This window comes from Enterobacter sp. E1 (assembly GCF_016809815.1).
Classification (GTDB): Bacteria; Pseudomonadota; Gammaproteobacteria; order Enterobacterales; family Enterobacteriaceae; genus Enterobacter; species Enterobacter adelaidei.
Window position 1 is genome coordinate 525,295 of the sequence record NZ_JAFBJM010000003.1, and the last position, 24,368, is coordinate 549,662.

The following is a 24,368-nucleotide window of genomic DNA, read 5'->3' on the forward strand; positions in this document are numbered from 1 at the left end:
TATCAATACGAGACATCGTTGATAGTGCCGTCTGCGGTGCGCCACGCCACTATCATTCTCATCAAACAGGGTACGGCTGCAAAGGCCTGATAACAGGCTTACAGCCTTTGTCATCACTTCCAGCGAGTCTTTTGCTCTATGTCCCTTTCCCAGCACACCAGCACAGCACCCGACCTATCAGATACCCTTAAAGGGGAAAATGCCGCCCGACTTATCATTGATAATGATCCTGCAGCAGTACATATTCACGATCCCCGAACCACTGAGTTTGCGAACGCCATGATGGATACTGCGGCCAGCGAACTTAAAAATGCGGCCGGCATATTTAAAGATCTGGTTGAACGCGCAACAGCAGGCGCAGAAGATCTTGCCGTGGCCACCTTTCAGGGGATCATCGAAGTGATACAGAACGCCGATGATGTCAGGGCCACACAGGTATGGTTTGCACTCAGGCAGACGAAAACAGGTAAACAACTTTTGCTAGTTCACGACGGTGCCCCGGTTACCTGTCTTAATGTGCTCGGCATGGTCCTCCCCTATCAGACTTCCAAGACTAATCGAACCGATCAGCGCGGGCGTTTTGGTATCGGTATGAAAACCCTTCTCCGTATTGCCGACACGCTTGCAGTGCACTCTGCCCCGTATCATTTCTCCTGTAATCAGTTAGATTTTGACCGCCTGCCACCAGAACCGGCCCTTCCCGGATTTTACGACCCGATGCAGCATACGCTTATTGTTGCGGACCTGAATTCTGCCTTTGATGAGTCAGAGCTCACCGCATGGTTTGATTCATGGCGCCACGACGGGTTGCTGTTTCTGGCTTCGGTAAGCCAGTTAACATGGTGCGAGCTTGATGGCAGCATAAAAAGCCAGCGTGCACTGACTTTTTCAGACTGGACAGATACGGGCTATACATTACACCACTCAGGAATGCACAAACTCCAGTGTCGATTCACCAAAGCACAAGAGAATGACTGGACCATCTGGCGAGCATCAGTCGCAGTTCCTGAACATTTACATCCAGCGCATAAAGCGCGCAGCGAAGTCACCGATATTTCCATTGCTATTTCGTCACAGCGAACCCAATCCGGGGTCTATATCGGTTTTCGTACTGACATTCCCACAACCCTCACCTTTTCACTGGATGCGCAGTTCGATCCAAGTACCTCCCGCGAATCTATTATAGAAAACGACTGGAACCGATGGCTCATTGAGCGCACCGCCGAAGTGGTGGGAAATATTGCAGCGGGAATGCTCGCTACCGTCCCGAAAACCGCCTGGCGCCTCATTCCGCTCACCACCGAACTTGTCGATCCAGAGCGTAACTCGGTACTTAACCGCTGCTTTTCAACTGCACTGAATAAAACCCGTACCTGGTTAGCTCAGCATGCTGTAGTCCAGTTACCCTCTGGCCATTACCCTTTTTCAGCACTGAGTTATGAAGCGCAAACGTTGAAAGCATTTCTTAGCGAGGACGATGTCGAACGTATCCATCAAGGACAGCATGCTCTGCACAGAAGTGCCCGGGATACTCAGGACCGCTGGCGCGAAGTCATTAAAGAACTCAACGTCTCAAGTCTTGTCAGCACAGATGAGTTACTTGACTCCCTGGAGAACAAACTCTTCAATTTTAAACCTGCACCATGGTGGGTCCGGGCGGGCGCACTCTTGGTGGAACATCATGAAGAGAGTGAATTATTTGACCGCGCTTTCTTACTCTCACATCTTAATGAGCCGATTTCTTGTAACTCTGGTGATGTAACCGACATTCCCTTGGTGCTGAACCCACCTTCTGAATTTGCGCAACGCTGGCAACTTTTACAGCGCCTGCATGTGGCATACGAGGATGGGGATGCAGGCGAACAGGTTATCACCTGGTTGGATGCTAATGCCGCCTTTGTCAGTCAAGCTAACACGGTGATTGAGCTCTCAGCCTTTGCTGAAAAATATGAACAAGACAGCATCGAAATATCAGAAGACGATCTTCGCTCGCTGCGGGACATGTTTGATAAACTGCGGGATACAGAAGCAAAAGCTTTAGGTATCAAAATAGGCGCGATTCTTAAGCTGGATGGTTATGTCTATAAAAACGGCAAGATCGTACGGCAAAAAGTGCGGCTTTCAGAAAGCTACCTGTGTAAAACTCTGGATAGCGAAAACTCTACCTGGCCTGATGCAGCAGACAACACGCCGGGTATCCAGTGGGTTGGAGCAAAATACGAAGCCATTTTAAAAACCAACATAACTAGAGGAGCGAAGCGCAAGCGCGAGGATGGAACACAATCTCGTGGTGCCAGAAAGTTCCTGCTACTACTTGGGGTTGAATATTCGCCTCGGGTACAAAAAATTGATGAACATCGTTACGGAGTAACCGAACGTCGGAGAGCAGAACTTCGGGCTAATGGTGCCGAACTGGTTTATTACGACTTCGAATCCCCGGATCTCGAACGCGTGATTCAAAGCATCAAAGCAACAAGCAAACAACACGCAAAACGGCGGAGTCCTGCCCTACTCACGACTCTCACCAAAAACTGGCAACGCCTGTATGTTCCAACCTCATCGGTTCCCTCCGCACACAAAGCCATTAAATACTTTTATCCTAAAGCGAATGTCACCGCAGCGTGGCTGAATACGTTAAGAGATGTAAGTTGGGTTGCAGTCGGTAAAGGGGAAACGGTTTTACCCCATTCCGCCGTGCTGAAAACACCTGAAACTCAGACGCTTTATCAGACCTTCATCTGCGGCGTGAATGCAAAAGACCTCGATAAGGAATTTTTACGTGTTTTAAATATCATTACGGATGTCAGGATTGGGGACTTGTTGACCGCACTGGAAACGATACGAACGAACGAAGAAATTGTTATTCAGGCACAGACACAGCAAATATACAGGGCCATTGCAAAGCACTGCCCCGCAACGGTTACCTTCGCAACACGAGTCGGCGAATTGAGTATCCAAGAACTCAGGACCCGATTTATTGAGGGGAGCGGGTTAATCTATGTTTCTGGCAGAGGCTGGTCCAGACCCAATGAATTGTTCAGAGGACTCGATATTTTCCATGGAAAGCGGCCATTTGTACCTGGAGGTACGACATCGCATTGCCAGAACCTTTGGTATGCCCTGAATATTCCCGAACCGAGCCTTGCTGATTGTATTCAGTACTGCCGTGAACTGTCTCACAAGCCGTATAGCACTGAAACAGAATCCCAACTGATGGACGTTTATCGTTACATGGAGACACGGCTCGAGAAGGAGGAGCGAGGCCCAAAAGATAAATTACGCACGTTACCACTCTTCTGCTCTTCAGGCTGGGTGACACAACGGCCCATTTACTCGCTTGATAATCCAGAACTCAGAGAGCAATTAGGCAAAGCGCTTCCCGACCTCCAGTGCTGGGTGCCTCCTTGCGATATCCAGTATTTTCCAGGACTGGTTAAAGCACTACGTGTTGTGGAACTGAATCCCCAGCTTCAGAGTGTCAACGATAATACCGACTCGAAAGAACGTGGAGAGCAGGAAAGATTGCGCTTTGGCCACGCAATTGAGCATCTTTCAAATGAACTAGCAAAAAGTATGCCTGATCTGCGTGATAAGCTGCCTATCAGTTGGGATAAGTTCAAAAATACAACGCTCTATATTTACGATTCACCCGCCACCATCCGCGCTTTAGCACCAGAATTCCCGGGCGGATTTGTTGACCTTTCGCTCAAAGCCGTGAGTTTAGATAATTTTCAGGCTTTCCATTTTTATCAAGATGCTATTGGAGACCGCGATTTCGGTGGCCGAGTCATCGCTTCACTGTTTCCATCGAAAGAACGTCGACGCATTGATGCCGAGTGGACTATTGCATGGAAAAAGAGTCTCGATTCAGTCGCTGAGCCAATCCGGCTGGCAAGTGATGAGGCACGTACTGAAGCCATGGAAGATATCGCTACAAATATTAATGCCGCTTTAAAACACAAAATTAACGTTACGGCCCCCAAAAGTCGTTCTGCACAAGTACAACCAAGAACGCTGAAACCATCAGTTGGTGCGATGGTCCGTGCCTCTGTCAAAACAGGTACAGGAACGGCCAAGACAACCACCACCAGCAAAGGCGCTCGTGGACTGAAAACGACACCGCCCCCGGTAAAATCAGGAACCAACACGTCAATTTCCACTCCAGTGGCTTATACCAATGCGGATCTTGAGCAGAGAGGTTGGGAGCTACTTTCCCAGGCACTGGACACGACCAACGACCAGAGGATTATTGACTTCCGGCGCAATCATGGCGTCGGCGCCGATGGCGTTATTGACTGGAAACTGTTCATCGAGATGAAAGCCACTGGGCGTGGTCCTCAGAGTCAGATAGAGATGTCTAACAATGAGTATCAGCGAGCAAAAGAACGGGGTAATAATTTCATTCTCGCCCTGGTATCAGGGCTTGAAACCGGCCAGACCGATGAAATCAGGCTCATTTTTGATCCGGTTAATTGTGCCAATGTCATCCCTACCAATGGGATCAGGTTAGGTGGATTGCTTGAAGCGCCGTCCGTTGTCATACAGTTTGAGACTGATGTGAATGAATAAATCCAAGAGACTTACATAAGGATATTTATGTATTTAGGTAGACTAAAAATTTCGCGGTTTCGGTCTTGTGATGATGTGACTGTTAGCCTCCGCCCTGATTTGACTGTATTGGTCGGTGAAAACAATGGTGGAAAATCCAATGTTGTAGACGCAATCAGATTACTTACTCTACCATTGAGCGGACGCCGCGAACGATACCCAGAAGATGAGGATGTGCGTCGCTATTCGACCATCCCAAGTTTTCAAATCGAAGGGGCTTTCCAAGGTCTAAGCGATACCCTCAAAGGTCTATTGATATCTGCAGTTCCCGATCCTACCAAGAGTGAGGCTACCTTCGGTTATCGATATGAATCGCGTTCCGAACATGCTCCCCGTGGTAAGACTACCGTGTGGGCTGGACGTTTCGACACCAATGGATCAGAGCTTGGTTCTTCAGAGTTGATCAGACACGTTTATCTCCCTCCTTTATCCTGTAAGGATTTGACCTTGGCTTGTGCCACCATGGGAGCAATGACTTGGTAATCGTACTCACTGAGAGTAGCTTTGAGGTGTGGCAGTTCGTCCAGAACGGTACTTGCTTCGGCCCGGTGCAGAGATGGTTTATCATCGTAAGCGATGCGTTCTTTCAAATCAGAGACAACCATATCTAATGTCTCAAGATAATCGTTCAGATCGCCTTCATTACGTTTAGAGCCGCAGAACCAATGTTCTGTTTCCTTGGCGGTCCACTCGGCAATTTTTGCTCGAAGTTTTGCTCTGATTTGCTCTTGTGCTGATTTTTCCATCACGCCATTCTTCAGTTTCTTGGGGGCCCCCAAAGAAGCAACCATCTGTTGGCAAAGCGTTTGTAAACGCAGGGCAAGAAGACGAGCACGCTGAAAGCTTGCTGTTTGCAGGCTCAGTCTGTATTCGATTGCATTGCCCTGAGCGACGAAACGCTTCCTGAACCACCATACGTGGTTACGCTTGTAGAGGTAATGGGGGATGCTGTTTGATGGCATATGGTACACTCCTGAGTCACAGTTGTGCCACACGCCCAAAGAAAAACGGCCTGAAACTCTAAGAGAATCAGGCCGTTATATTTGGTGGAGCTGGCGGGAGTTGAACCCGCGTCCGAAATTTCTACATCCTCGGTACTACATGCTTAGTTTGTCTTTACATTCGCACGCCAGCTGCGGACAGACACGCCACTAACGAACTAGCCTGATTAGTTTTAACGCTTCAACCCCAGGCAGGGCTTCCACGCGATCTCTTTTGGGTTTGACCTCTCTTTGATCCCCGTCTTAAGAGCGGAAGCTAGGGAGAGAGGGCTCAGAGCAGGTTATTAAGCTGCTAAAGCGTAGTTTTCGTCGTTTGCGACTATTTTTTTGCGGCTTTTAACGAGGCAAACCGCCCCTCGGCATGCACCTTGGGTTTCGCAAATCCCGTCGAATCCAGAATCAGCCCCAATAGTGTTGAACTCAGTATACCAGATTTCACTTCCTGGATACCAGCCCAGAACGCTAACTTATTGAATAGTACAATAAGTGTGCAGAATCAACGCCCTGCATTTTTCATGATGCGCGCTTTGTCGAGCTGCCACTCCCGCTCTTTCAGGTCAGTCCGTTTATCGTGTTGTTTTTTACCCTTCGCAACGCCAACTTTCACTTTGCACCAGGCATTTTTCCAGTACAGCGACAGAGCAACGACGGTGAAGCCTTCACGGTTGATGCGACCGTAGAGGGATTCCAGCTCGCGCTTGTTCAGCAGCAGTTTACGTGTGCGTGTTGGGTCACAAACGTAGTGTGAAGAGGCAACGGTCAGCGGCGTAAAGTTCGCCCCGAACAGGAAGGCTTCACCATCTTTCAGGATCACGTAGCTATCGCCGATGTTGGCTTTCCCGGCGCGCAGCGATTTTACTTCCCAGCCCTGCAACGCAAGGCCAGCTTCGAATTCTTCTTCAATGAAATACTCATGGCGAGCACGCTTGTTGAGCGCAATGGTCGCCGAGCCTGGTTTATGTGCTTTTTTCTTCGTCATAAGTGTCGTAAAGCCGTCGGTAATCTGATTTCAAAAAGTCACCTCATTGCGTCCTGTGAGGTCTAACGCGCTATCTTAGCACGAGATGAGGCTTAGCGTTTTTTTAACAGGTGATAAATGTTATTATTTGTCCGTTGTGTGACCATGGGAAATGCTATGCCTCAGATTAGCCGTACTGCGCTTGTGCCTTACAGCGCGGAACAAATGTATCAGTTAGTGAACGATGTTCAGTCTTATCCAGCGTTTATTCCTGGATGTACCGGGAGCCGTGTTCTGGAGTCTGGTCCAACGCAGATGACCGCAGCGGTGGATGTCTCCAAAGCGGGGATCAGTAAGACGTTCACCACGCGTAATACGCTGACGAGTAATCAGAGTATTTTGATGCATCTGGTGGATGGTCCGTTTAAAACGCTGATGGGGGGCTGGAAGTTTACGCCCTTGAGCGCTGACGCCTGTCGTATCGAGTTCCATCTGGACTTTGAGTTTACGAATAAACTGATTGAGCTGGCGTTTGGTCGTATCTTTAAAGAGCTGGCTTCAAATATGGTTCAGGCGTTCACCACCCGCGCCAAAGAGGTTTACAGTGTCGCATAAGATTGCTGTGGAAGTGGTGTACGCGCTGCCGGAGAAGCAGTATCTGCAACGTGTAACGCTGGAAGAGGGCGCGACTGTTGAGATGGCTATCCGCGCTTCCGGCATCCTTGAGCTTCGCAGTGATATTGACCTGGCGAAGAATAAAGTCGGGATTTACAGCCGCCCGGTTAAGCTGGGTGATGTGCTGAAAGAAGGTGACCGGGTGGAGATTTATCGTCCGTTGATAGCCGACCCGAAAGAGCTGCGTCGTCAGCGTGCGGAGAAAGCGGCTAAGTAGCGCTTTCTTCCCCGGTGGCGCTGACGCTTACCGGGGCTACGTTTCTGTGCAAGAATTCAGAAACAAAAAAGGTGCTCATTGAGCACCTTTTTGCATTTCTGACGCCTGATTATTTGGTCAGGGCAGGCTTGTTGTCGATGTTGGTCAACACACCAGCGCTGCTGAAGGTCAGCGTCAGGGTTTGCTGGGTCACATCTTCGTGGCCCGGTTGCTGACGGAATACATAGAACCAGGTGTTTGTGCCGAACGGATCGGACATCATCGGGGTTCCCAGTGCATAAGCGACCTGCTGTTGTGTCATCCCCACACGGATTTTGGACACATCGTTAGGGGTAAGGTAGTTCCCCTGGTTGATGTCAGGACGGTAAACCACTTTCTCCAGAGTGGAACAGCCTGCGGTCAACATCAGAAGAACCGCTGCGGCAGCGGTCAGCATTTTACAACGCATAGTGATTTGATTCCTTTTCGGGCCCGAGCAGAACGCGGCTCATATGTAATATGCCGATGATAATAGACCTTGCCCCACTTTGAAACCGGTCTGGCGGCGTTTTTGTTGTTCTCTATGACCCTGAGATCCCGAAAAAGTTTATGCCGCCAGCAGTTCTTTCGCGTTTGCGAGCGTATTACGCGTGACTTCACTGCCGCCAAGCAGACGAGCCAGCTCCTGCAGACGCGCACGTTTATCGAGCGGTTTCATGTGCGTTTCCGTCATTTCACCGTCGGTTTCTTTACTGACGATAAAGTGATGGTGACCACAGCCAGCCACCTGCGGAAGGTGGGTAACACACATGACTTGTGTTGATTCACCTAACTGACGCAGCAGCTTACCGACTACCGCCGCCGTTGGACCGCTGATCCCAACATCCACTTCATCGAAAATCAGCGCCGGGGTTTCCATTTTACGCGCGGTAATCACCTGAATCGCCAGTGCGATACGCGACAGCTCACCGCCGGACGCCACTTTGGAGATGGCCTGCAGCGGCTGACCGGGGTTAGTGGTGACGCGGAACTCGATACGATCCGCACCTTCAGCCGTCAGCGCATTCTCTTCAAAGCGGACATCGATCGTAAACACGCCGTGCGGCATCGCCAGCGTGTGCATACTGTCGGTGATGTGCTGACTTAACTCCTGGGCATAATGCACTCGAATCTCATGCAGTTTTTTCGCCGTTGCCAGCGCCTGTTCATGATGCAGGCTCACCGCCAGAGAGAGGGTTTCCTGCGAGTCAGCCTGATCGTCAAGCTGCTGCTGTTCTTCCAGCAGAGACTGATAGTAATTTGGCAGTTCTTCCGGCGTAACGTGATGCTTACGGGCCAGTGAGATCTGACGGGAGATGCGTTGTTCCAGCTCAAACAGACGGTTCGGGTCGAGATCCAGACGTTCACAGTAGTGGCGCAATTCATCACCGGCTTCTGAAATCTGAATCGCGGCCTCTTCCAGCATATCCAGTACGCCAGAAAGTTTGCTGTCCATGCCTGCCAGTTCGGTGAGCAGTTGACGAACGTTATACAGCTGGCTTTGCAGGTTCACGTCTTCGCCATCCGCAAGCATGTTGAGGGCGTTCTGACTGGTTGAAAGCAGGTGACCGCTGTTGGCCAGACGCTTGTACTCTTCGTCGATTTGCTCAAACTCACCCGCCTGCGGGTTGAATTCGTTCAACTCTTTTAACTGGTATTCCAAAAGCTCGGCGCGTGCTGCGCGCTCCTGGCTTTGCTGCTGGTGCTGGGCAAGCTCACGGCAGCTTTGATGCCACTGGCGATAATGTTCTGCCATAAGCTGAGTAAGCGCGTACTCACCCGCATAGCCATCAAGCAGGGCTTTCTGCTGTTCTGGTTTGACGAGTTGCTGATGTGCGTGCTGGCCGTGGATCTGGATAAGCAACTGGCCGAGCTCGCGGAGCTGGGAGAGTGGAACCGCCGTACCGTTGATAAAGCCACGTGAACGACCGTCGCTGCTGATCACGCGGCGAAGTAAACACTCACGTCCATCTTCAAGCTGGTTCTGTTCCAGCCAGCGCTGGGCGGCAGGGGTGTCTTTCAGGGAGAAGCGGGCACAGAGATCGGCACGGTTTGCGCCCATGCGCACCATGTCTCCCTCGGCACGGCCGCCAAGGCACAAGCCGAGGGCATCAATGGCAATGGATTTACCTGCACCGGTTTCCCCGGTGATCGCCGTCATGCCGCTGTGGAAGTCGATCTCAAGCTCACGAACAATGGCAAAGTTGCTGATGGTCAGTTGTGCCAGCATAATTGTTTTCCTGTATGAAAAACCATAACTGTGTTTTCATACAGTATAAACTGGTTTTATATACAGTAAAGCGCTGGATGCAAAATCAGAACAATTTTTTTGACCAGCCAAGCTTCGAGCTTAATGTGTTGAAATAGCTGTAGTCTTTCGGGTGAATGAGATTCAGGTGGTAATCACACCGACGAATCAGCACGTCTTCCCCTTCCTGAATCGGCAGCGCTATCTGGCTGTCACAGCTGATCTCCAGGTCATTTCGACGGTGGGAGAAGCGCAGACGAATGGTGCTGTCACCGTTGATGACCAGCGGACGGGCGGAAAGCGTGTGCGGAAACATTGGCACCAGCGTAATGGCGTCCAGGGAAGGGGTCAGGATCGGGCCACCGGCAGAAAGCGAGTAGGCGGTTGAGCCGGTCGGGGTGGAGATAATCAAGCCGTCAGAACGTTGGGAGAAGGCAAAGATTTCGTCGATATAGACTTCGAACTCAATCATGTGCGCCACTTTACCGGGATGCAGAACCACTTCGTTTATTGCGGTGCTGATCCGCTTCTGGCAGTCCTGCTGGCATACCTGCGCTTCCAGTAAAAAGCGTTTTTCGCTGATATAGTGGCCTTCCAGAACGTCAGCCAGCTGTTGCTGGGCATTATCCGGGTCGAGGTCAGTTAAAAAACCGAGATTGCCACGGTTGATGCCGATGACCTTGATGTCATAACGCGCCAGCGTGCGGGCCGCGCCGAGCATGTTGCCGTCACCGCCGACCACCACGGCGAGATCCGCCTGTTGGCCTATTTCCGCCAGCGTGCCGGTCTTGACGCTCTTCAGCTGCAGCTCCTGTGCAATCTGCTGCTCAACCATCACTTCATAGCCTTTGCTACACAGCCAGCGATACAACATTTCATGTGTCGTCAATGCGGTAGGGTGACGCGGATGCCCGACGATCCCAATACACCTGAAATGATTATTCATTTTCTGGAGGTCCTTGTGCCTGATGAATGATGACAATCTGTCTTGTTCCCTTGAATCCCGGAAACTGATCCCCATAATAAGCGAAGTTAGCGAGATGAATGCAGAAAAACGCGGAGAAATTCATGAGTAGTAAAGAACAGAAAACGCCTGAGGGGCAAGCCCCTGAAGAAATTATCACGGAACAGCACGATGAAGTTGAGGCTGTAGAGCCAGACGCATCTGCTGAGCAGGTGGACCCGCGCGATGAAAAAATTGCGAATCTGGAAGCCCAGCTGGTAGAAGCACAGAATCGCGAACGCGATGGTGTTCTGCGCATCAAGGCTGAAATGGAAAACCTGCGTCGTCGTACCGAACTGGACGTTGAAAAAGCGCATAAATTTGCGCTGGAGAAATTCGTCAACGAACTGCTGCCGGTGATTGATAGCCTCGATCGCGCGCTGGAAGTAGCGGATAAAGCGAATCCGGACAACGCGGCGATGATCGAAGGTATCGAACTGACGCTGAAATCCATGCTCGACGTGGTGCGTAAGTTTGGCGTGGAAGTGATTGCCGATACCAACGTTCCGCTGGATCCAAACGTTCACCAGGCGATTGCGATGGTGGAGTCCGAAGAGGTGGAAGCCGGTAAAGTGCTGGGCGTGATGCAGAAAGGTTACACCCTGAACGGCCGTACCATTCGCGCAGCGATGGTGACCGTGGCGAAAGCGAAAGCGTAATTTGCCGCCCTCTAGTGCCGGGCGGTGGTTTCGCCTTGCCCGGCACTACAACATTATTCCGCGATACTTTCGCGCAGGGGTTTAACGGGAAGGACTTTCACCTGCTTAATCATGTTGTCCTGCACGTCCAGGATATCAATATCGTACTGTTCAATTCGCACCCGCGTGCCCGCAGCCGGGATCTCTTCCAGTGCTTCCAGAATCATGCCATTCATGGTTCGCGCTTCATCTTCCGGTAAATGCCAGTTAAAGGCTTTGTTGAGTTCGCGAATGTTGGCGCTACCGTCAATCAGCACCGAGCCGTCGTTTTGTGGGGTCACTTCTTCCGCAAGAGAAGGAGACATTGAGGTGGTAAAGTCCCCGACAATCTCTTCCAGAATATCTTCGACCGTCACCAGCCCCTGAATATCGCCGTACTCATCAACCACCAGGCCGACTTTCTTCTTGTTACGCTGGAATTTCACCAGTTGCGTACTGAGCGGTGTTCCTTCCGGTACGTAGTAAATTTCGTCGGCGGCACGCAGCATCACCTCTTTTGTGAACTCTTTTTTCTCGGTCATCAGGCGGTAAGCTTCGCGCACGCGCAGCATGCTGATGGCGTCATCGAGAGAGTCGCGATACAGCACAATGCGCCCGTGCGGGGAGTGCGTCAGCTGGCGGACGATGGCTTTCCAGTCATCGTTGATGTCGATACCCACGATTTCGTTACGCGGCACCATGATGTCGTTCACGCTCACCTTCTCCAGATCCAGCACCGACAGGAGCATGTCCTGATTACGTCGGGAGATCTGTGAACGGGATTCATTCACGATGGTGCGCAGTTCGTCTTTGCTGAGCGCGCTGCTGATGGTGACGTCTGCTTTGATACCCACCATCCGCATCAGCAGGCGCGTCACCATGTTCAGCAGCCAGACCAGCGGCATCATCAGGATCAGCAGCGGTGCCAGCAGGAAGCTGCTCGGGTAGGCGACTTTCTCAGGGTAAAGCGCAGCGATGGTTTTCGGTAGCACTTCGGCAAACACCAGCACCACGAACGTCAGCACGCCGGTGGCAATCGCCACCCCGGCATTGCCGTACAGGCGCATCCCGACGATGGTACCCAGCGCAGAGGCAAGAATGTTGACGAGGTTATTGCCGATGAGCACCAGGCTTATCAGGCGATCCGGCTTGCGGAGCAGTTTTTCGACGCGACGGGCAGCCCGGTTACCTTGCTTAGCACGATGACGTAACCGGTAGCGGTTTAAGGTCATCATGCCGGTTTCCGAGCCAGAGAAATAGGCGGAGATGACCACCATGACGATCAGCGTAACGATCAGCGTGGTGGTAGAGATGTGTTCCAGGGGGAACTCCTTTGTTTCTTAGCCAGCAAATTGCTGTATGAAGCGGCTGCCAAAATAGGCAAGGGTGAGAATGCCCGCACCCGCGACGTTGAACCAGACCACGCGACGACCGCGCCAGCCTTCATGATAATGGCCCCAGAGCAGGACAATATAGACAAACCACGCAACGATAGAGAGTACCGCTTTATCGATATTCTCCACGCTGAACAGGTTTTTCATGTAGAACAGGCCCGTGCAGAGCGTGAGCGTCAGCAGAACCACGCCCACCTGGGTGATGTGGAACATTTTACGTTCAATGACCATCAGCGGCGGCATCTCGTGGTTAAACGCCAGCTTTTTGTTTTTGAGCTGGTAGTCAATCCAGGCGAGCTGCATGGCGTAGAGCGCGGCGATAATCAGCGTCGCGTAGGCAAAAAGCGACAGGCCAATATGCACCAGCATACCCGGTGTCGCCTCCAGATGCGTAATGAACTCATTGGGCATAAAGGTGGCTAAAGCCAGATTGATCAGCGCAAAGGTATAGACAATCGGTAGCAGTAACCAGCCGCGATTCTTAGAGGCCACAATGGTCATCACCGTGCAAATCATCAGGCTGACCAGCGAGCCGACGTTGAGGACGCTCAGGTTTTGCACGCTTCCGTCGCCGGGAATGATGCGTGATTCCAGCGCAAAGGCGTGGCTTATCAGTGCGATCACCGCGGAAAGAATAGCCATGCGCCGCCAGCCGCTGTTTTTTTGCAGCAGTCCGGGAATGATCAGCGCGAGACTGACAGAGTAGGCAACAAGGGCGATCAGTGCGAAAACAGGCATATAGGCATCGACAGTTGTCTTAATAAGAAAGAGAAGCAGTATAACGTTACGTGACGCCTGCTCCAACCGTTGCATAACAACAAAGGCGCCTTCATGTTATACTCCGGCAAAATTCTGTGTATGTGTCGCTCATGGCGGCCCAACGTTTCTACTCAGGCGAGAGACAATGTTTGATAATTTAACCGATCGTTTGTCGCGCACGCTGCGCAACATCAGCGGCCGAGGACGCCTTACCGAAGACAACATCAAGGAAACGCTGCGCGAAGTGCGCATGGCGCTGCTGGAAGCAGACGTGGCGTTGCCGGTTGTGCGTGATTTTATCAACCGCGTTAAAGAGAAAGCGGTTGGTCATGAAGTTAACAAGAGCCTGACCCCGGGTCAGGAGTTCGTCAAAATCGTTCGTAACGAACTGGTTTCGGCGATGGGTGAAGAGAACCAGGTGCTTAACCTGGCGGCTCAGCCACCGGCCGTGGTGCTGATGGCGGGTCTGCAGGGTGCGGGTAAAACGACCAGCGTCGGTAAGCTGGGTAAATTCCTGCGCGAGAAGCACAAGAAGAAAGTGCTGGTGGTGTCTGCGGACGTTTATCGCCCGGCGGCGATCAAACAGCTGGAAACGCTGGCAGAGCAGGTTGGCGTGGATTTCTTCCCGTCAGACGTGGCTCAGAAACCTGTCGACATCGTTAATGCCGCGCTGAAAGAAGCGAAGCTGAAATTCTACGACGTGCTGCTGGTGGATACCGCCGGTCGTCTGCACGTTGACGAAGCGATGATGGACGAAATCAAGCAGGTGCATGCCTCTATCAATCCGGTAGAAACCCTGTTTGTTGTCGACGCCATGACCGGTCAGGATGCGGCAAATACCGCGAAAGCGTTTAATGAAGCGCTGCCGTTAACCGGTGTAGTGCTGACCAAAGTGGACGGTGACGCCCGTGGCGGTGCAGCCCTCTCGATTCGTCATATCACCGGTAAGCCGATTAAATTCCTCGGCGTGGGCGAAAAAACTGAAGCGCTGGAGCCGTTCCATCCGGATCGTATTGCCTCCCGTATTCTCGGCATGGGTGACGTGCTGTCGCTGATCGAAGATATCGAGAGCAAGGTTGACCGCGCGCAGGCTGAAAAGCTGGCGAGCAAGCTGAAAAAAGGCGACGGTTTCGATCTGACCGACTTCCTTGAGCAACTGCGTCAGATGAAAAACATGGGCGGCATGGCCAGCCTGATGGGCAAACTGCCGGGCATGGGCCAGATCCCTGACAATGTGAAAGCGCAGATGGATGACAAGGTGCTGGTGCGTATGGAGGCGATCATCAACTCGATGACCCTTAAAGAACGTGCTAACCCGGATATCATCAAAGGTTCCCGTAAACGCCGTATCGCAGCCGGTTGTGGCATGCAGGTGCAGGACGTTAACCGCCTTCTGAAACAGTTCGACGACATGCAGCGCATGATGAAGAAAATGAAGAAAGGCGGCATGGCGAAGATGATGCGCGGGATGAAAGGGATGATGCCTCCCGGTTTTCCAGGGCGTTAATCGCTTTTGAGATTGCTTTTTGCCCGAAAATGAGTAAAATTTTCGGGCTTTTAATATGACACCCGGGCTCCGTTCCTCGATGGGGCCCGGTTGTTTTATTCACACAAGAGGATGTTATGGTAACTATTCGTTTAGCACGTCACGGCGCTAAAAAGCGTCCGTTCTACCAGGTTGTTGTGACTGACAGCCGTAATGCACGCAACGGTCGCTTCATCGAGCGCGTTGGTTTCTTCAACCCACTGGCCGCTGGCGCAGAAGAAGAAACTCGTCTGGATCTGGATCGTATCGCTCACTGGGTTGGCCAGGGCGCTACTGTTTCCGATCGCGTTGCTACGCTGATCAAAGCAGCAAACAAAGCAGCTTAATCTGTCACGGTGGTCATGATGAGCAATAAAGCACCTGTTGAACCGATCGTATTGGGAAAAATGGGTTCTTGCTACGGTATCCGTGGTTGGCTCAGAGTGTTTTCCTCCACTGAAGACGCTGATAGCATTTTTAATTACCAGCCCTGGTTTATCCAGAAAGGCGGTAAGTGGGAAGAGGTCGAGCTGGAAAGCTGGCGTCACCACAATCAGGACATCATCATCAAGCTGAAAGGCGTTGATGATCGTGATGCCGCGAATGCGCTGACTAATTGTGAAATTGTCGTGGATTCGTCGCAGTTGCCGGCGCTGGAAGAGGGTGACTACTACTGGAAAGACCTTATGGGTTGCCAGGTCGTTACCACCGAAGGCTACAGCCTGGGGAAAGTCATCGATATGATGGAAACCGGGTCAAATGACGTTCTCGTCATCAAGGCAAACCTGAAAGATGCATTTGGCATCAAGGAGCGGTTGGTTCCGTTCCTCGATGGACAGGTTATCAAGAAAGTCGATCTCACTACTCAAACCATTGAAGTAGATTGGGATCCTGGTTTTTAAATTCTCCGGATAAACGGTAAAAGACGGCGCTATGTGGATTGGCATAATTAGCCTGTTTCCTGAAATGTTCCGCGCGATTACCGATTACGGGGTAACTGGCCGGGCAGTAAAGAATGGCCTGCTGAGCATCCAGAGCTGGAGTCCTCGTGACTTTACTCATGACCGGCACCGTACCGTGGACGATCGTCCTTACGGTGGCGGACCGGGGATGTTAATGATGGTGCAACCCTTACGGGACGCCATTCACACAGCAAAAGCCGCGGCAGGTGAAGGCGCAAAGGTGATTTATCTGTCACCTCAGGGACGCAAGCTTGATCAAGCGGGCGTGAGCGAACTGGCGACGAATCAAAAGCTGATTCTGGTCTGTGGGCGCTACGAAGGGATAGATGAGCGCGTAATTCAAACCGAGATTGACGAAGAATGGTCTATCGGCGATTACGTTCTCAGCGGTGGTGAGTTACCCGCAATGACGCTGATTGACTCCGTCGCCCGGTTCATTCCGGGGGTTCTGGGTCACGAAGCTTCGGCAACGGAAGATTCCTTTGCTGATGGATTGCTGGACTGCCCACACTATACTCGTCCTGAAGTGTTAGAAGGGATGGAAGTACCGGCAGTGTTACTGTCTGGAAACCATGCCGGGATACGTCGCTGGCGTTTGAAGCAGTCGCTGGGCCGAACCTGGCTTAGAAGACCTGAACTTCTGGAAAACCTGGCTCTGACTGAAGAGCAAGCAAAGTTGCTGGCCGAGTTCAAAACTGAACACGCGCAACAGCAGCATGAACATGATGGGAATGCGTAATACGCTCCCGAATATCAGTTTACCCAGGATAAGAGATTAAATTATGAGCAACATTATTAAGCAACTTGAACAAGAGCAGATGAAGCAGGACGTACCTTCCTTCCGTCCAGGTGACACCGTGGAAGTGAAAGTATGGGTTGTTGAAGGTTCCAAAAAACGTCTGCAGGCATTCGAGGGCGTGGTTATCGCTATTCGTAACCGCGGTCTGCACTCTGCATTCACTGTTCGTAAAATTTCCAACGGCGAAGGCGTTGAGCGTGTCTTCCAGACTCACTCTCCGGTAGTTGACAGCATTGCTGTTAAACGTCGTGGTGCTGTACGTAAAGCTAAACTGTACTACCTGCGTGAGCGTACTGGTAAGTCTGCTCGTATTAAAGAGCGTCTGAACTAAGATTCGCTTAAGCGACATCCTGTTAGAAAGGGCTGGCCGAAAGGCTGGCCCTTTTTTTATCTCATCGCATCTCTCGCGTTAACTCTTTTGTCATAAATCATTTACAATGCTTGCCTCTTCCGTGGAGGGTAAGTGGATAACGTACTGCATCAGAACAACTGGAAACGCGCAGCGGCATTGACCGCGTTGTTTGCGATCCTGCTGATCGTGGTGGCGCCGCTTATCTCTGTCTCGCTGCAAAAAGATCCCATGAGTGCCATGCCGGGCATGCATCATGACATGAGCATGATGTCGATGGATGAACATCACGGTGATATGCAGCACACCATGCCAGTCGACCATGCGGAAGCGTGCGGCTACTGCGTACTATTAGCCCATGTTCCGGGCGTGATGCTGGCTCTGATCGTCCTGCTCAGTGTGGTGCTGCAGAGGCTTCGTGTTAAACCACCGCGACAGGCGGTCAGTCACTGGCACTTTTTCCCCTGGCTTTATCCTGATACCCGCGCGCCGCCGCATCAGTCTGCTTTTTCCCTTTAAAAAAATATCGATAACTTTTTACCTTAAAAAGGAAAAGTATGACTACCTGCACCTCGCACGCGGCATGGGGAAACCTGCTGCGTCGCCTTCATTTCAATATCGGGCTGTTTGTCGGTCCGTTTATCTTCTTCGCTGCTCTGACAGGTACGCTGTATGTGGCAACGCCGCAGCTGGAGAATGCGCTCTACCGGCATGCGCTCCACACGAATTCCGTGGGCGAGCCGCAGCCGCTGGCGGAACAAATTGCCGTGGCTGAAAAAACCGTTGGCACCGATCTGCGTCTACACGCCGTTCGTCCTGGCCTGGTGGCGGGTGAAACCACCCGTGTGATGTTTGCTGACCCTGCGCTTGGCCCATCGGAGACCCGCGCTATTTTTATCGATCCAGTCAGCCTTGCGGTGCGTGGCGATATGACGGTGTATGGCACCAGCGGAATTTTACCGCTCCGCCAGACCATTGATTATCTGCATACCTCGCTGATGCTGGGTGATGTCGGGCGGCTCTATAGCGAGCTGGCGGCCTCGTGGATGTGGGTTGCCGCGCTGGGAGGAATTGCCCTGTGGTTTTATACCCGACCAAAACGCCGAATTAACAATCGTTTCCAGAATCGGCGTCGCGTGCATGTGACGTTAGGCTGGACGTTGCTGGGGGGAATGCTGCTGTTCTCAGTGACTGGCCTGACCTGGTCTCAGTGGGCAGGGGGAAACGTTGATAAGCTGCGTGCTGAGATGAACTGGCTAACTCCGCAGGTGAACACGACACTTTCCGGTCAGCAGGAGATCGTGGATGAGCATGCTGAACATCATGGTCATCACGGCGGAATGATGATGCCTGAAATGGCGATGGATTTGACTCTGTTTGACGGTGTGTTAAGCGCTGCACGTAACGCAGGGATTGAGGCCAATAAGCTGGAGATCCGCCCGGCGAAAGCAGAGAGTCAAGCCTGGACTGTGACGGAAATCGATCGCAGCTGGCCGACTCAGGTCGACGCCGTGGCGGTTGATCCCAATACGATGCAGATTCTGGACAGAACCCGCTTCGAGGATTTCCCGTTGATGGCGAAGCTCACCCGCTGGGGGGTGGATTTCCATATGGGGATCTTATTCGGGCTGGTTAATCAGCTGCTTCTTGTGGCGTTTGGCCTGGCGTTGTGTGTGCTAATTCTCTGGGGATACCGGATGTGGTGGATGCGTCGTCCAGCGCAATCGACGGCAAATCCGGTCCAGACGCTTTGTCAGAGTTGGCTTGCGCTTTCGGGATGGGGAAAGGTCGTCACGGCGATAATCAGTATACTGCTGGGGCTGGCGTTGCCAGTAATGGGCGTGAGTCTGGCTCTGTTTGTTCTGGTTGACTGGCTGCGCTGGCGAGCGGCAACTGGCGTGTCGCTCGCCGAATCATCCGCTAAATAACCTTATGGTGTGCTGATAACGACTGCCACCCGGCGGTTTTCAGCACGCCCTTGCGGGGTACTGTTGCTCGCAACCGGATATTTTTTACCTAATCCCTGCGTGGTGAGATTACTGCGCGGGATATTTGCCCCTTTTGCCCACGCGTCTGCCACGACGTTCGCGCGTTTTAATGAAAGCGCCTCGTTATAGCCATCCTCGCCATAGTTATCTGTGTGACCATCCATGCGGGCATGGTTTAAGCCGGTCGCTGCCAGTCGTGAGGCCATCGTCTGGATCTGGGTTTCACTTTCCGGGCGCAGTGTGGCGTCATTTTTATCAAACAGGATTTTGTCCGACAGCCCCAGAGACCAGTCGCCATTTAATTCGTTAAAGCCGTATGACTTCATTGCCGCGATTTGCTCTGGAGTGAATTTCCCTTTTGGCGGAGTCTGACAGCCAGCCAGGACAAGTGATGCCAGTAACAACGGCGCGAAGTATCGCTTTAACATATCGTATTCCTTTTAGGATATTGTTTTCGAACGCTGGTTTTTCACCAGATACATATTGCGGTCGGCATGCTCCAGTAATGCCTCTACTGAGGTATTTTCCCACGCCAGAGCATAACCAATGCTGAGTGACATTGATGCAGTGTGCCCATTATGCAGATCAAACGGACGGATAAACTGCTGCGATAGTGCAGCAGAAATGTGTTGGACCTCGAGTTCAGAATGCACGCCGTATAGCACCATGGCGAATTCGTCACCGCCGAGGCGGTATGATTGATAACGTTTATCGCCAAATTCAACCATCCTGCTGGCGACTTCAATTAGAACGCAATCGCCTGCCGCATGCCCCCAGGTGTCATTAATAAACTTAAAATTATCGCCGTCAAGGAACAGCAGAGCAGAGTTTGTTTTCGCGGAGATGTCGTTCATTAATGCCGCGATGCTGTTACGAAAAGCCGCCCGATTGGCAAGACCGGTCAATGGATCGTGCATGGCGGTACGTAGCAACTGGGCGTTTTTCGCCTGTAGCTTCAACTGCCACTCCTCCATCTCATCCAGAAGACTGTTGAAGTCTTCACCAAACTGGTGAAATTCTTCGATACGGCCGTCTTTCACCCGGCGGGAGAAGTTGCGGTTAGTGCGTACGTCATGAACAACGTCGGTAATGTTTTGCAAGGCCGTTACCATGCCATGATGTAACGATCGCGTAATGGTGAGCGCGACGACGGTAGCAAAAAGAATGCAGCCGGTGAGAACGGCAAATGACATCCAGATAAAATGGCTGATGAGGCTGTCACGCGCGGTAAGGCGAATTTCGCCGATCATCGAACCATTGTGCATGATGGGCTGCGAAACGGGTTCGGGGAAAAGCCAGCGGCTGACCAGCGCGCCCAGCGTGTCGGTATTATCTTCCGGATTCCATGACCAGTAAGCAAACCGCTTTTTATGCACGTTCACGACTTCTGCCACGGCAAACTGACCCTGTTTACCGAGGGTAGCAAGTGTTTCATTGGCCGCCAGTGAATCATTGAAAACCAGGGAAGCTTCAAGGCTGTGGCTCATTGTTGCGCCGGTTAATTCGAGATTTTTTTGTGCGTATTGCTTTAATGTCACGACGGATGCAAAGCAGAGCAATAACCATATTAATGTCATCGTTATGATGACGCTTATCATGCTGATTCGCCTCAATGTTCTTTTAAACGTCGGGCGTGGTGTTGACGTGAAATCTTTATCCATGCTGCTTATTCCGTGCAAGCATTAATACATCCGGACTGACTCTCACGCCACTGCGAGTCAACGCATCAAGATTGACAGAAAACCGTACCTGACCGCGATCGATTATCAGGCAAAAGGCACTGCCAATAGCACATTCCGGATTTTGCTCTGAGATTAATAGCAATGCTCTGCCCTGATATTGACTTATTAATTCAAGTTGTTTTGCAGGCGATTCAGACCCGAAATAAATAGCATAGCACGTTTCGGCCAGGGCTTCCTGATCGTTACGTACAATCACAGGAGTATAAGGTAACCCGCTGTTCTGCCCTTCTTCGTCGCTGAGTGCATGTGTGTAGTGAGAAGAGGCATAAACGCAGAGTTTAGGCTGCCCGGATAGTGACGGCCATCGCGTATAGCTCACAATACCTGAGACAATAGAGCGTACCGATTTATCCGTTTCCGTAAGCGCGCCTGCCGTCGCTGGGCCCACCATAAGGAACAGCATTAGTGCCAGAGTGAGTCGGAAAAAAGAGATCAAGAATGAATTTCTCACCAGAATCCGCCACATCGCTCCGGAAATAGATGTCCTTGAGAGTTGCGGGCAGAATACCATTGTTTATCAAAGCCGTCATTATGTCAGAAATAACCCGAGGCCGACCTAAGCTAAATCCTACTGTTGTTTATTTTCCGATGGATAAAAACAGACTTAATTTAGTCTGCTGGAACGCATACTTTCATCCATCCCTTTTTGCCATGACTCATGCAGTTTTGCTGCGTTTTCGGCAGTATCGCAACTGGCTGGAAAAGATTTGCCTGCTAATCCCCAGGCGTGAATAAAACCTTCTTCACAGACTTTCTTCTGACCATCGGCATAGCCACGGAGATATTCACTACGATCAACGTGTGGGTCGTTAAAACTATCGGCCAGGGTCTGGTTATCTTTAACCGGCAGGCCGTTCATGGCGTCTTCTTTACCTGCATCAAACCAGGATGGACTGGTCCAGTCGGGCTGGAAGGTGTAAGGATTGATCTGGCAGCCCGATAAAAACAGCGACAACAGCGCGAGAGCAATTGAACGCATAGCCATTCTCCTTTTTTCTTCAGCATAGCCTGGCTAAAGAAAGTTGCCGTGTAATTTAAAGTTTACGTTTTTGCACCATGATAATGGCAATAAATTGGCTTGTGTAAATTAAAGTGTACGAATTTTGGATTGAAATGTTTACTTTTTATGGTATGGTGGTCTCACCTCTTAGAGGAAAACAACTATCGCAAACGAGTTTTACAGGATCGCCATCATGCAAAAAGACGCGCTGAACAACGTACATATCACTGACGAACAGGTTTTAATTACGCCGGATCAACTGAAAGCGGAGTTCCCGCTGAGCGTTGCGCAGGAGGCTCAGATTGAGCATTCTCGCCAGACCATTTCTGACATCATCGCTGGCCGCGATCCGCGCCTGCTGGTGGTATGTGGTCCTTGCTCCATTCACGATCCTGAAACCGCCATTGAGTACGCTCATCGATTTAAAGCATTAGCGGAGGAGGTCAGCGATAGCCTCTATCTGGTGATGCGCGTCTATTTTGAAAAGCCACGTACCACCGTTGGCTGGAAAGGGTTGATTAACGATCCGCACATGGATGGCTCGTTTGATGTGGAAGCGGGGCTGAAGATTGCGCGTCGCCTGCTGGTGGAACTGGTCAGCATGGGGCTGCCGCTGGCGACGGAAGCGCTGGATCCGAATAGCCCGCAATACCTGGGCGATCTGTTCAGTTGGTCCGCAATTGGTGCGCGCACCACGGAATCACAAACTCACCGCGAGATGGCGTCAGGCCTGTCGATGCCGGTTGGTTTTAAAAATGGTACTGATGGCAGCCTGGCTACCGCGATCAACGCGATGCGCGCCGCCGCAATGCCGCACCGTTTTGTCGGTATTAACCAGGCAGGACAGGTTTGTCTTCTGCAAACGCAGGGCAACCCGGATGGTCATGTGATCCTGCGCGGGGGTAAAGCACCAAATTACAGCCCGGCGGATGTGGCGCAGTGCGAAAAAGAGATGGAGCAGGCGGGACTGCGTCCTGCACTGATGGTAGATTGCAGTCATGGTAATTCGAACAAAGATTACCGTCGTCAGCCTGCGGTTGCGGAATCGGTGGTCGCGCAGATCAAAGATGGCAACCGTTCGATTATCGGTCTGATGATTGAGAGCAATATTCATGAAGGCAATCAATCATCTGAACAACCGCGCAGCGCAATGAAGCATGGTGTATCCGTGACGGATGCCTGCATCAGTTGGGAAACCACCGATGCACTGCTGCGTGAGATCCATAAAGATTTAAACGGCCAGCTGGCGACGCGTCTGGCTTAAGAGGTTAGGTATGGTTGCTGAATTGACCGCATTACGCGATCAAATAGATGAAGTGGATAAGGCGCTGCTGGACTTGCTGGCGCGCCGCATGGCGTTGGTTGCTGAAGTCGGTGAGGTTAAAAGCAAATACGGCCTGCCGATTTATGTGCCGGAGCGTGAAGCCTCAATGTTGGCCTCTCGTCGCAAAGAGGCTCAGGCGCTGGGTGTCTCTCCGGATTTGATTGAAGATGTCTTGCGTCGTGTGATGCGGGAATCTTATTCGAGTGAAAATGACAAGGGCTTCAAAACCCTTTGTCCGTCCCTGCGTCCGGTGGTCATTGTGGGTGGTGCCGGCCAGATGGGACGTCTGTTTGAAAAAATGCTGGCGCTTTCCGGTTACCAGGTGCGCATTCTGGAAAAAGAGGATTGGTCAAAAGCTCCGGAACTCATGAAAGATGCCGGAATGGTGATCGTCAGCGTACCGATCCATGTGACGGAGCAGATTATCGGGAAGCTTCCTCCATTACCGAAAGATTGCATCCTGGTCGATCTGGCATCTGTTAAAAATGGTCCGCTTCAGGCGATGCTGGCGGCGCATACAGGTCCGGTGCTGGGACTGCACCCCATGTTTGGCCCGGACAGCGGTAGTCTGGCGAAGCAGGTAGTTGTTTACTGTGATGGTCGTCAGCCGGAAGCCTATCAATGGTTCCTGGAGCAGATTCAGGTATGGGGCGCACGGTTGCACCGTATCAGCGCGGTTGAGCACGATCAGAACATGGCGTTTATTCAGGCGCTCCGCCACTTTGCGACCTTTGCTTATGGGCTGCATCTGGCGGAAGAGAATGTGCAGCTTGAACAGCTGCTGGCACTCTCTTCACCCATCTATCGGCTGGAGCTGGCGATGGTCGGGCGTCTGTTTGCGCAGGATCCCCAGCTTTACGCCGACATTATTATGTCGTCTGAGAACAACCTGGCACTGATTAAGCGCTATTATCAGCGTTTTGGTGAAGCCATTACGCTGCTGGAACACGGAGACAAGCAGGCGTTTATCGACAGCTTCCGCAAAGTGGAGCATTGGTTTGGCGATTACGCACAGCGTTTCCAGAGTGAGAGCCGTACGTTGTTGCGTCAGGCAAATGACAGTCGCCAGTAATGCGATGATGTATATACTAAAAGCCAGCAACGCTGGCTTTTTTCATTTT

Annotated in this window: 25 protein-coding genes and 1 other RNA gene; 14 read left to right on the forward strand and 12 right to left on the reverse strand. The window is 51.6% G+C overall.

All coding sequences use genetic code 11. The features are described 5' to 3' along the window. The first annotated feature begins 138 nt into the window (after positions 1–138). On the forward strand, positions 139–4,569 hold the full coding sequence (locus tag JGF26_RS11590; protein WP_134707834.1) for a DUF3883 domain-containing protein: 4,431 nt from the start codon (positions 139–141) through the stop codon (positions 4,567–4,569). 27 nt (positions 4,570–4,596) lie between these two features. After that, positions 4,597–5,091, forward strand: coding sequence for an AAA family ATPase (locus JGF26_RS11595; protein WP_238934191.1), 495 nt, complete (start codon positions 4,597–4,599; stop codon positions 5,089–5,091). On the opposite strand, the gene JGF26_RS11600 is transcribed toward JGF26_RS11595, so the two are convergent. From JGF26_RS11600 to smpB, 3 genes are all read right to left on the reverse strand, one after another. Beyond that, positions 5,022–5,570 (reverse strand): hypothetical protein, encoded by a 549-nt coding sequence (locus JGF26_RS11600; RefSeq protein WP_134707833.1) that lies wholly within the window; start codon positions 5,568–5,570, stop codon positions 5,022–5,024. The genes JGF26_RS11595 and JGF26_RS11600 overlap by 70 nt on opposite strands. Before the next feature lie 82 nt (positions 5,571–5,652). Next, positions 5,653–6,016: a transfer-messenger RNA gene (gene ssrA / locus JGF26_RS11605) on the reverse strand. An 89-nt stretch (positions 6,017–6,105) separates the two neighbouring features. After that, the gene (smpB, locus tag JGF26_RS11610) at positions 6,106–6,588 is read right to left on the reverse strand and encodes an SsrA-binding protein SmpB (protein ID WP_008502505.1); all 483 of its coding nucleotides are present in this window, start codon (positions 6,586–6,588) and stop codon (positions 6,106–6,108) included. Between the two features lie 156 nt (positions 6,589–6,744). On the opposite strand from smpB, the gene JGF26_RS11615 reads away from it, so the two are divergent. Both JGF26_RS11615 and JGF26_RS11620 read left to right on the forward strand, forming a co-directional pair. Beyond that, entirely contained in the window at positions 6,745–7,182 is a 438-nt protein-coding gene (locus JGF26_RS11615; protein ID WP_195757727.1) for a type II toxin-antitoxin system RatA family toxin, read from the forward strand. Beyond that, entirely contained in the window at positions 7,172–7,459 is a 288-nt protein-coding gene (locus tag JGF26_RS11620; protein WP_108090949.1) for an RnfH family protein, read from the forward strand. The genes JGF26_RS11615 and JGF26_RS11620 overlap by 11 nt, the downstream gene beginning before the upstream one ends. A gap of 109 nt (positions 7,460–7,568) precedes the next feature. Here the strand turns inward: JGF26_RS11620 and bamE are convergent, their stop codons facing one another. The 3 genes from bamE to nadK form a co-directional block, all read right to left on the reverse strand. Further along, positions 7,569–7,907 carry an outer membrane protein assembly factor BamE gene (bamE, locus tag JGF26_RS11625; protein ID WP_014884883.1) on the reverse strand — a complete coding sequence of 113 codons (339 nt, stop codon included), beginning with the start codon at positions 7,905–7,907 and terminating at the stop codon, positions 7,569–7,571. Between the two features lie 138 nt (positions 7,908–8,045). After that, positions 8,046–9,707 (reverse strand): DNA repair protein RecN, encoded by a 1,662-nt coding sequence (gene recN, locus JGF26_RS11630; protein WP_134707832.1) that lies wholly within the window; start codon positions 9,705–9,707, stop codon positions 8,046–8,048. Between the two features lie 85 nt (positions 9,708–9,792). Continuing rightward, entirely contained in the window at positions 9,793–10,671 is an 879-nt protein-coding gene (nadK, locus tag JGF26_RS11635) for an NAD(+) kinase (protein WP_008502500.1), read from the reverse strand. A 122-nt stretch (positions 10,672–10,793) separates the two neighbouring features. Between nadK and grpE the strand changes: the two genes are divergently transcribed. Further along, positions 10,794–11,387, forward strand: coding sequence for a nucleotide exchange factor GrpE (grpE, locus tag JGF26_RS11640; RefSeq protein ID WP_032666780.1), 594 nt, complete (start codon positions 10,794–10,796; stop codon positions 11,385–11,387). Between the two features lie 53 nt (positions 11,388–11,440). Here the strand turns inward: grpE and JGF26_RS11645 are convergent, their stop codons facing one another. Both JGF26_RS11645 and JGF26_RS11650 read right to left on the reverse strand, forming a co-directional pair. Continuing rightward, the gene (locus tag JGF26_RS11645; RefSeq protein ID WP_028016737.1) at positions 11,441–12,727 is read right to left on the reverse strand and encodes an HlyC/CorC family transporter; all 1,287 of its coding nucleotides are present in this window, start codon (positions 12,725–12,727) and stop codon (positions 11,441–11,443) included. Positions 12,728–12,745: 18 nt separating this feature from the next. After that, entirely contained in the window at positions 12,746–13,537 is a 792-nt protein-coding gene (locus JGF26_RS11650) for an inner membrane protein YpjD (RefSeq protein ID WP_032666789.1), read from the reverse strand. Between the two features lie 166 nt (positions 13,538–13,703). On the opposite strand from JGF26_RS11650, the gene ffh reads away from it, so the two are divergent. The 7 genes from ffh to JGF26_RS11685 all read left to right on the forward strand — a co-directional run bounded on the left by ffh (position 13,704) and on the right by JGF26_RS11685 (position 19,121). Next, a complete protein-coding gene (gene ffh / locus JGF26_RS11655) occupies positions 13,704–15,065 on the forward strand; it encodes a signal recognition particle protein (RefSeq protein WP_008502496.1) in 1,362 nt (453 codons plus the stop codon). Between the two features lie 116 nt (positions 15,066–15,181). Then, positions 15,182–15,430: a 30S ribosomal protein S16 gene (rpsP, locus tag JGF26_RS11660; RefSeq protein WP_003863133.1), complete on the forward strand. Its 249-nt coding sequence runs from the start codon at positions 15,182–15,184 to the stop codon at positions 15,428–15,430. A 15-nt stretch (positions 15,431–15,445) separates the two neighbouring features. Continuing rightward, positions 15,446–15,985 (forward strand): ribosome maturation factor RimM, encoded by a 540-nt coding sequence (gene rimM, locus JGF26_RS11665; protein WP_049007936.1) that lies wholly within the window; start codon positions 15,446–15,448, stop codon positions 15,983–15,985. A 31-nt stretch (positions 15,986–16,016) separates the two neighbouring features. Further along, positions 16,017–16,784 (forward strand): tRNA (guanosine(37)-N1)-methyltransferase TrmD, encoded by a 768-nt coding sequence (trmD, locus tag JGF26_RS11670; protein WP_028016734.1) that lies wholly within the window; start codon positions 16,017–16,019, stop codon positions 16,782–16,784. A gap of 43 nt (positions 16,785–16,827) precedes the next feature. Beyond that, on the forward strand, positions 16,828–17,175 hold the full coding sequence (gene rplS, locus JGF26_RS11675) for a 50S ribosomal protein L19 (protein WP_002914145.1): 348 nt from the start codon (positions 16,828–16,830) through the stop codon (positions 17,173–17,175). A 132-nt stretch (positions 17,176–17,307) separates the two neighbouring features. Next, positions 17,308–17,712: a DUF2946 domain-containing protein gene (locus tag JGF26_RS11680; protein WP_028016733.1), complete on the forward strand. Its 405-nt coding sequence runs from the start codon at positions 17,308–17,310 to the stop codon at positions 17,710–17,712. 38 nt (positions 17,713–17,750) lie between these two features. Then, positions 17,751–19,121 (forward strand): PepSY-associated TM helix domain-containing protein, encoded by a 1,371-nt coding sequence (locus JGF26_RS11685; RefSeq protein WP_134707831.1) that lies wholly within the window; start codon positions 17,751–17,753, stop codon positions 19,119–19,121. A gap of 2 nt (positions 19,122–19,123) precedes the next feature. Here the strand turns inward: JGF26_RS11685 and JGF26_RS11690 are convergent, their stop codons facing one another. From JGF26_RS11690 to JGF26_RS11705, 4 genes are all read right to left on the reverse strand, one after another. Next, the gene (locus JGF26_RS11690; protein WP_049007932.1) at positions 19,124–19,609 is read right to left on the reverse strand and encodes an OmpA family protein; all 486 of its coding nucleotides are present in this window, start codon (positions 19,607–19,609) and stop codon (positions 19,124–19,126) included. 12 nt (positions 19,610–19,621) lie between these two features. Next, positions 19,622–20,842, reverse strand: a complete 1,221-nt coding sequence (gene dgcN, locus JGF26_RS11695; RefSeq protein WP_134707830.1) for a diguanylate cyclase DgcN — start codon at positions 20,840–20,842, stop codon at positions 19,622–19,624. Continuing rightward, positions 20,835–21,389, reverse strand: a complete 555-nt coding sequence (locus JGF26_RS11700; protein ID WP_203250367.1) for a YfiR family protein — start codon at positions 21,387–21,389, stop codon at positions 20,835–20,837. Before JGF26_RS11700 ends, dgcN begins: the two co-directional genes overlap by 8 nt. 138 nt (positions 21,390–21,527) lie before the next feature. Continuing rightward, positions 21,528–21,902 (reverse strand): DUF2799 domain-containing protein, encoded by a 375-nt coding sequence (locus JGF26_RS11705; protein ID WP_028016728.1) that lies wholly within the window; start codon positions 21,900–21,902, stop codon positions 21,528–21,530. 214 nt (positions 21,903–22,116) lie between these two features. On the opposite strand from JGF26_RS11705, the gene aroF reads away from it, so the two are divergent. Together aroF and tyrA are read left to right on the forward strand one after the other, a co-directional pair. Continuing rightward, positions 22,117–23,187 (forward strand): 3-deoxy-7-phosphoheptulonate synthase AroF, encoded by a 1,071-nt coding sequence (gene aroF / locus JGF26_RS11710; RefSeq protein ID WP_028016727.1) that lies wholly within the window; start codon positions 22,117–22,119, stop codon positions 23,185–23,187. 10 nt (positions 23,188–23,197) lie between these two features. Further along, on the forward strand, positions 23,198–24,319 hold the full coding sequence (tyrA, locus tag JGF26_RS11715; protein WP_134707828.1) for a bifunctional chorismate mutase/prephenate dehydrogenase: 1,122 nt from the start codon (positions 23,198–23,200) through the stop codon (positions 24,317–24,319). The last annotated feature ends 49 nt before the right edge of the window (positions 24,320–24,368 follow it).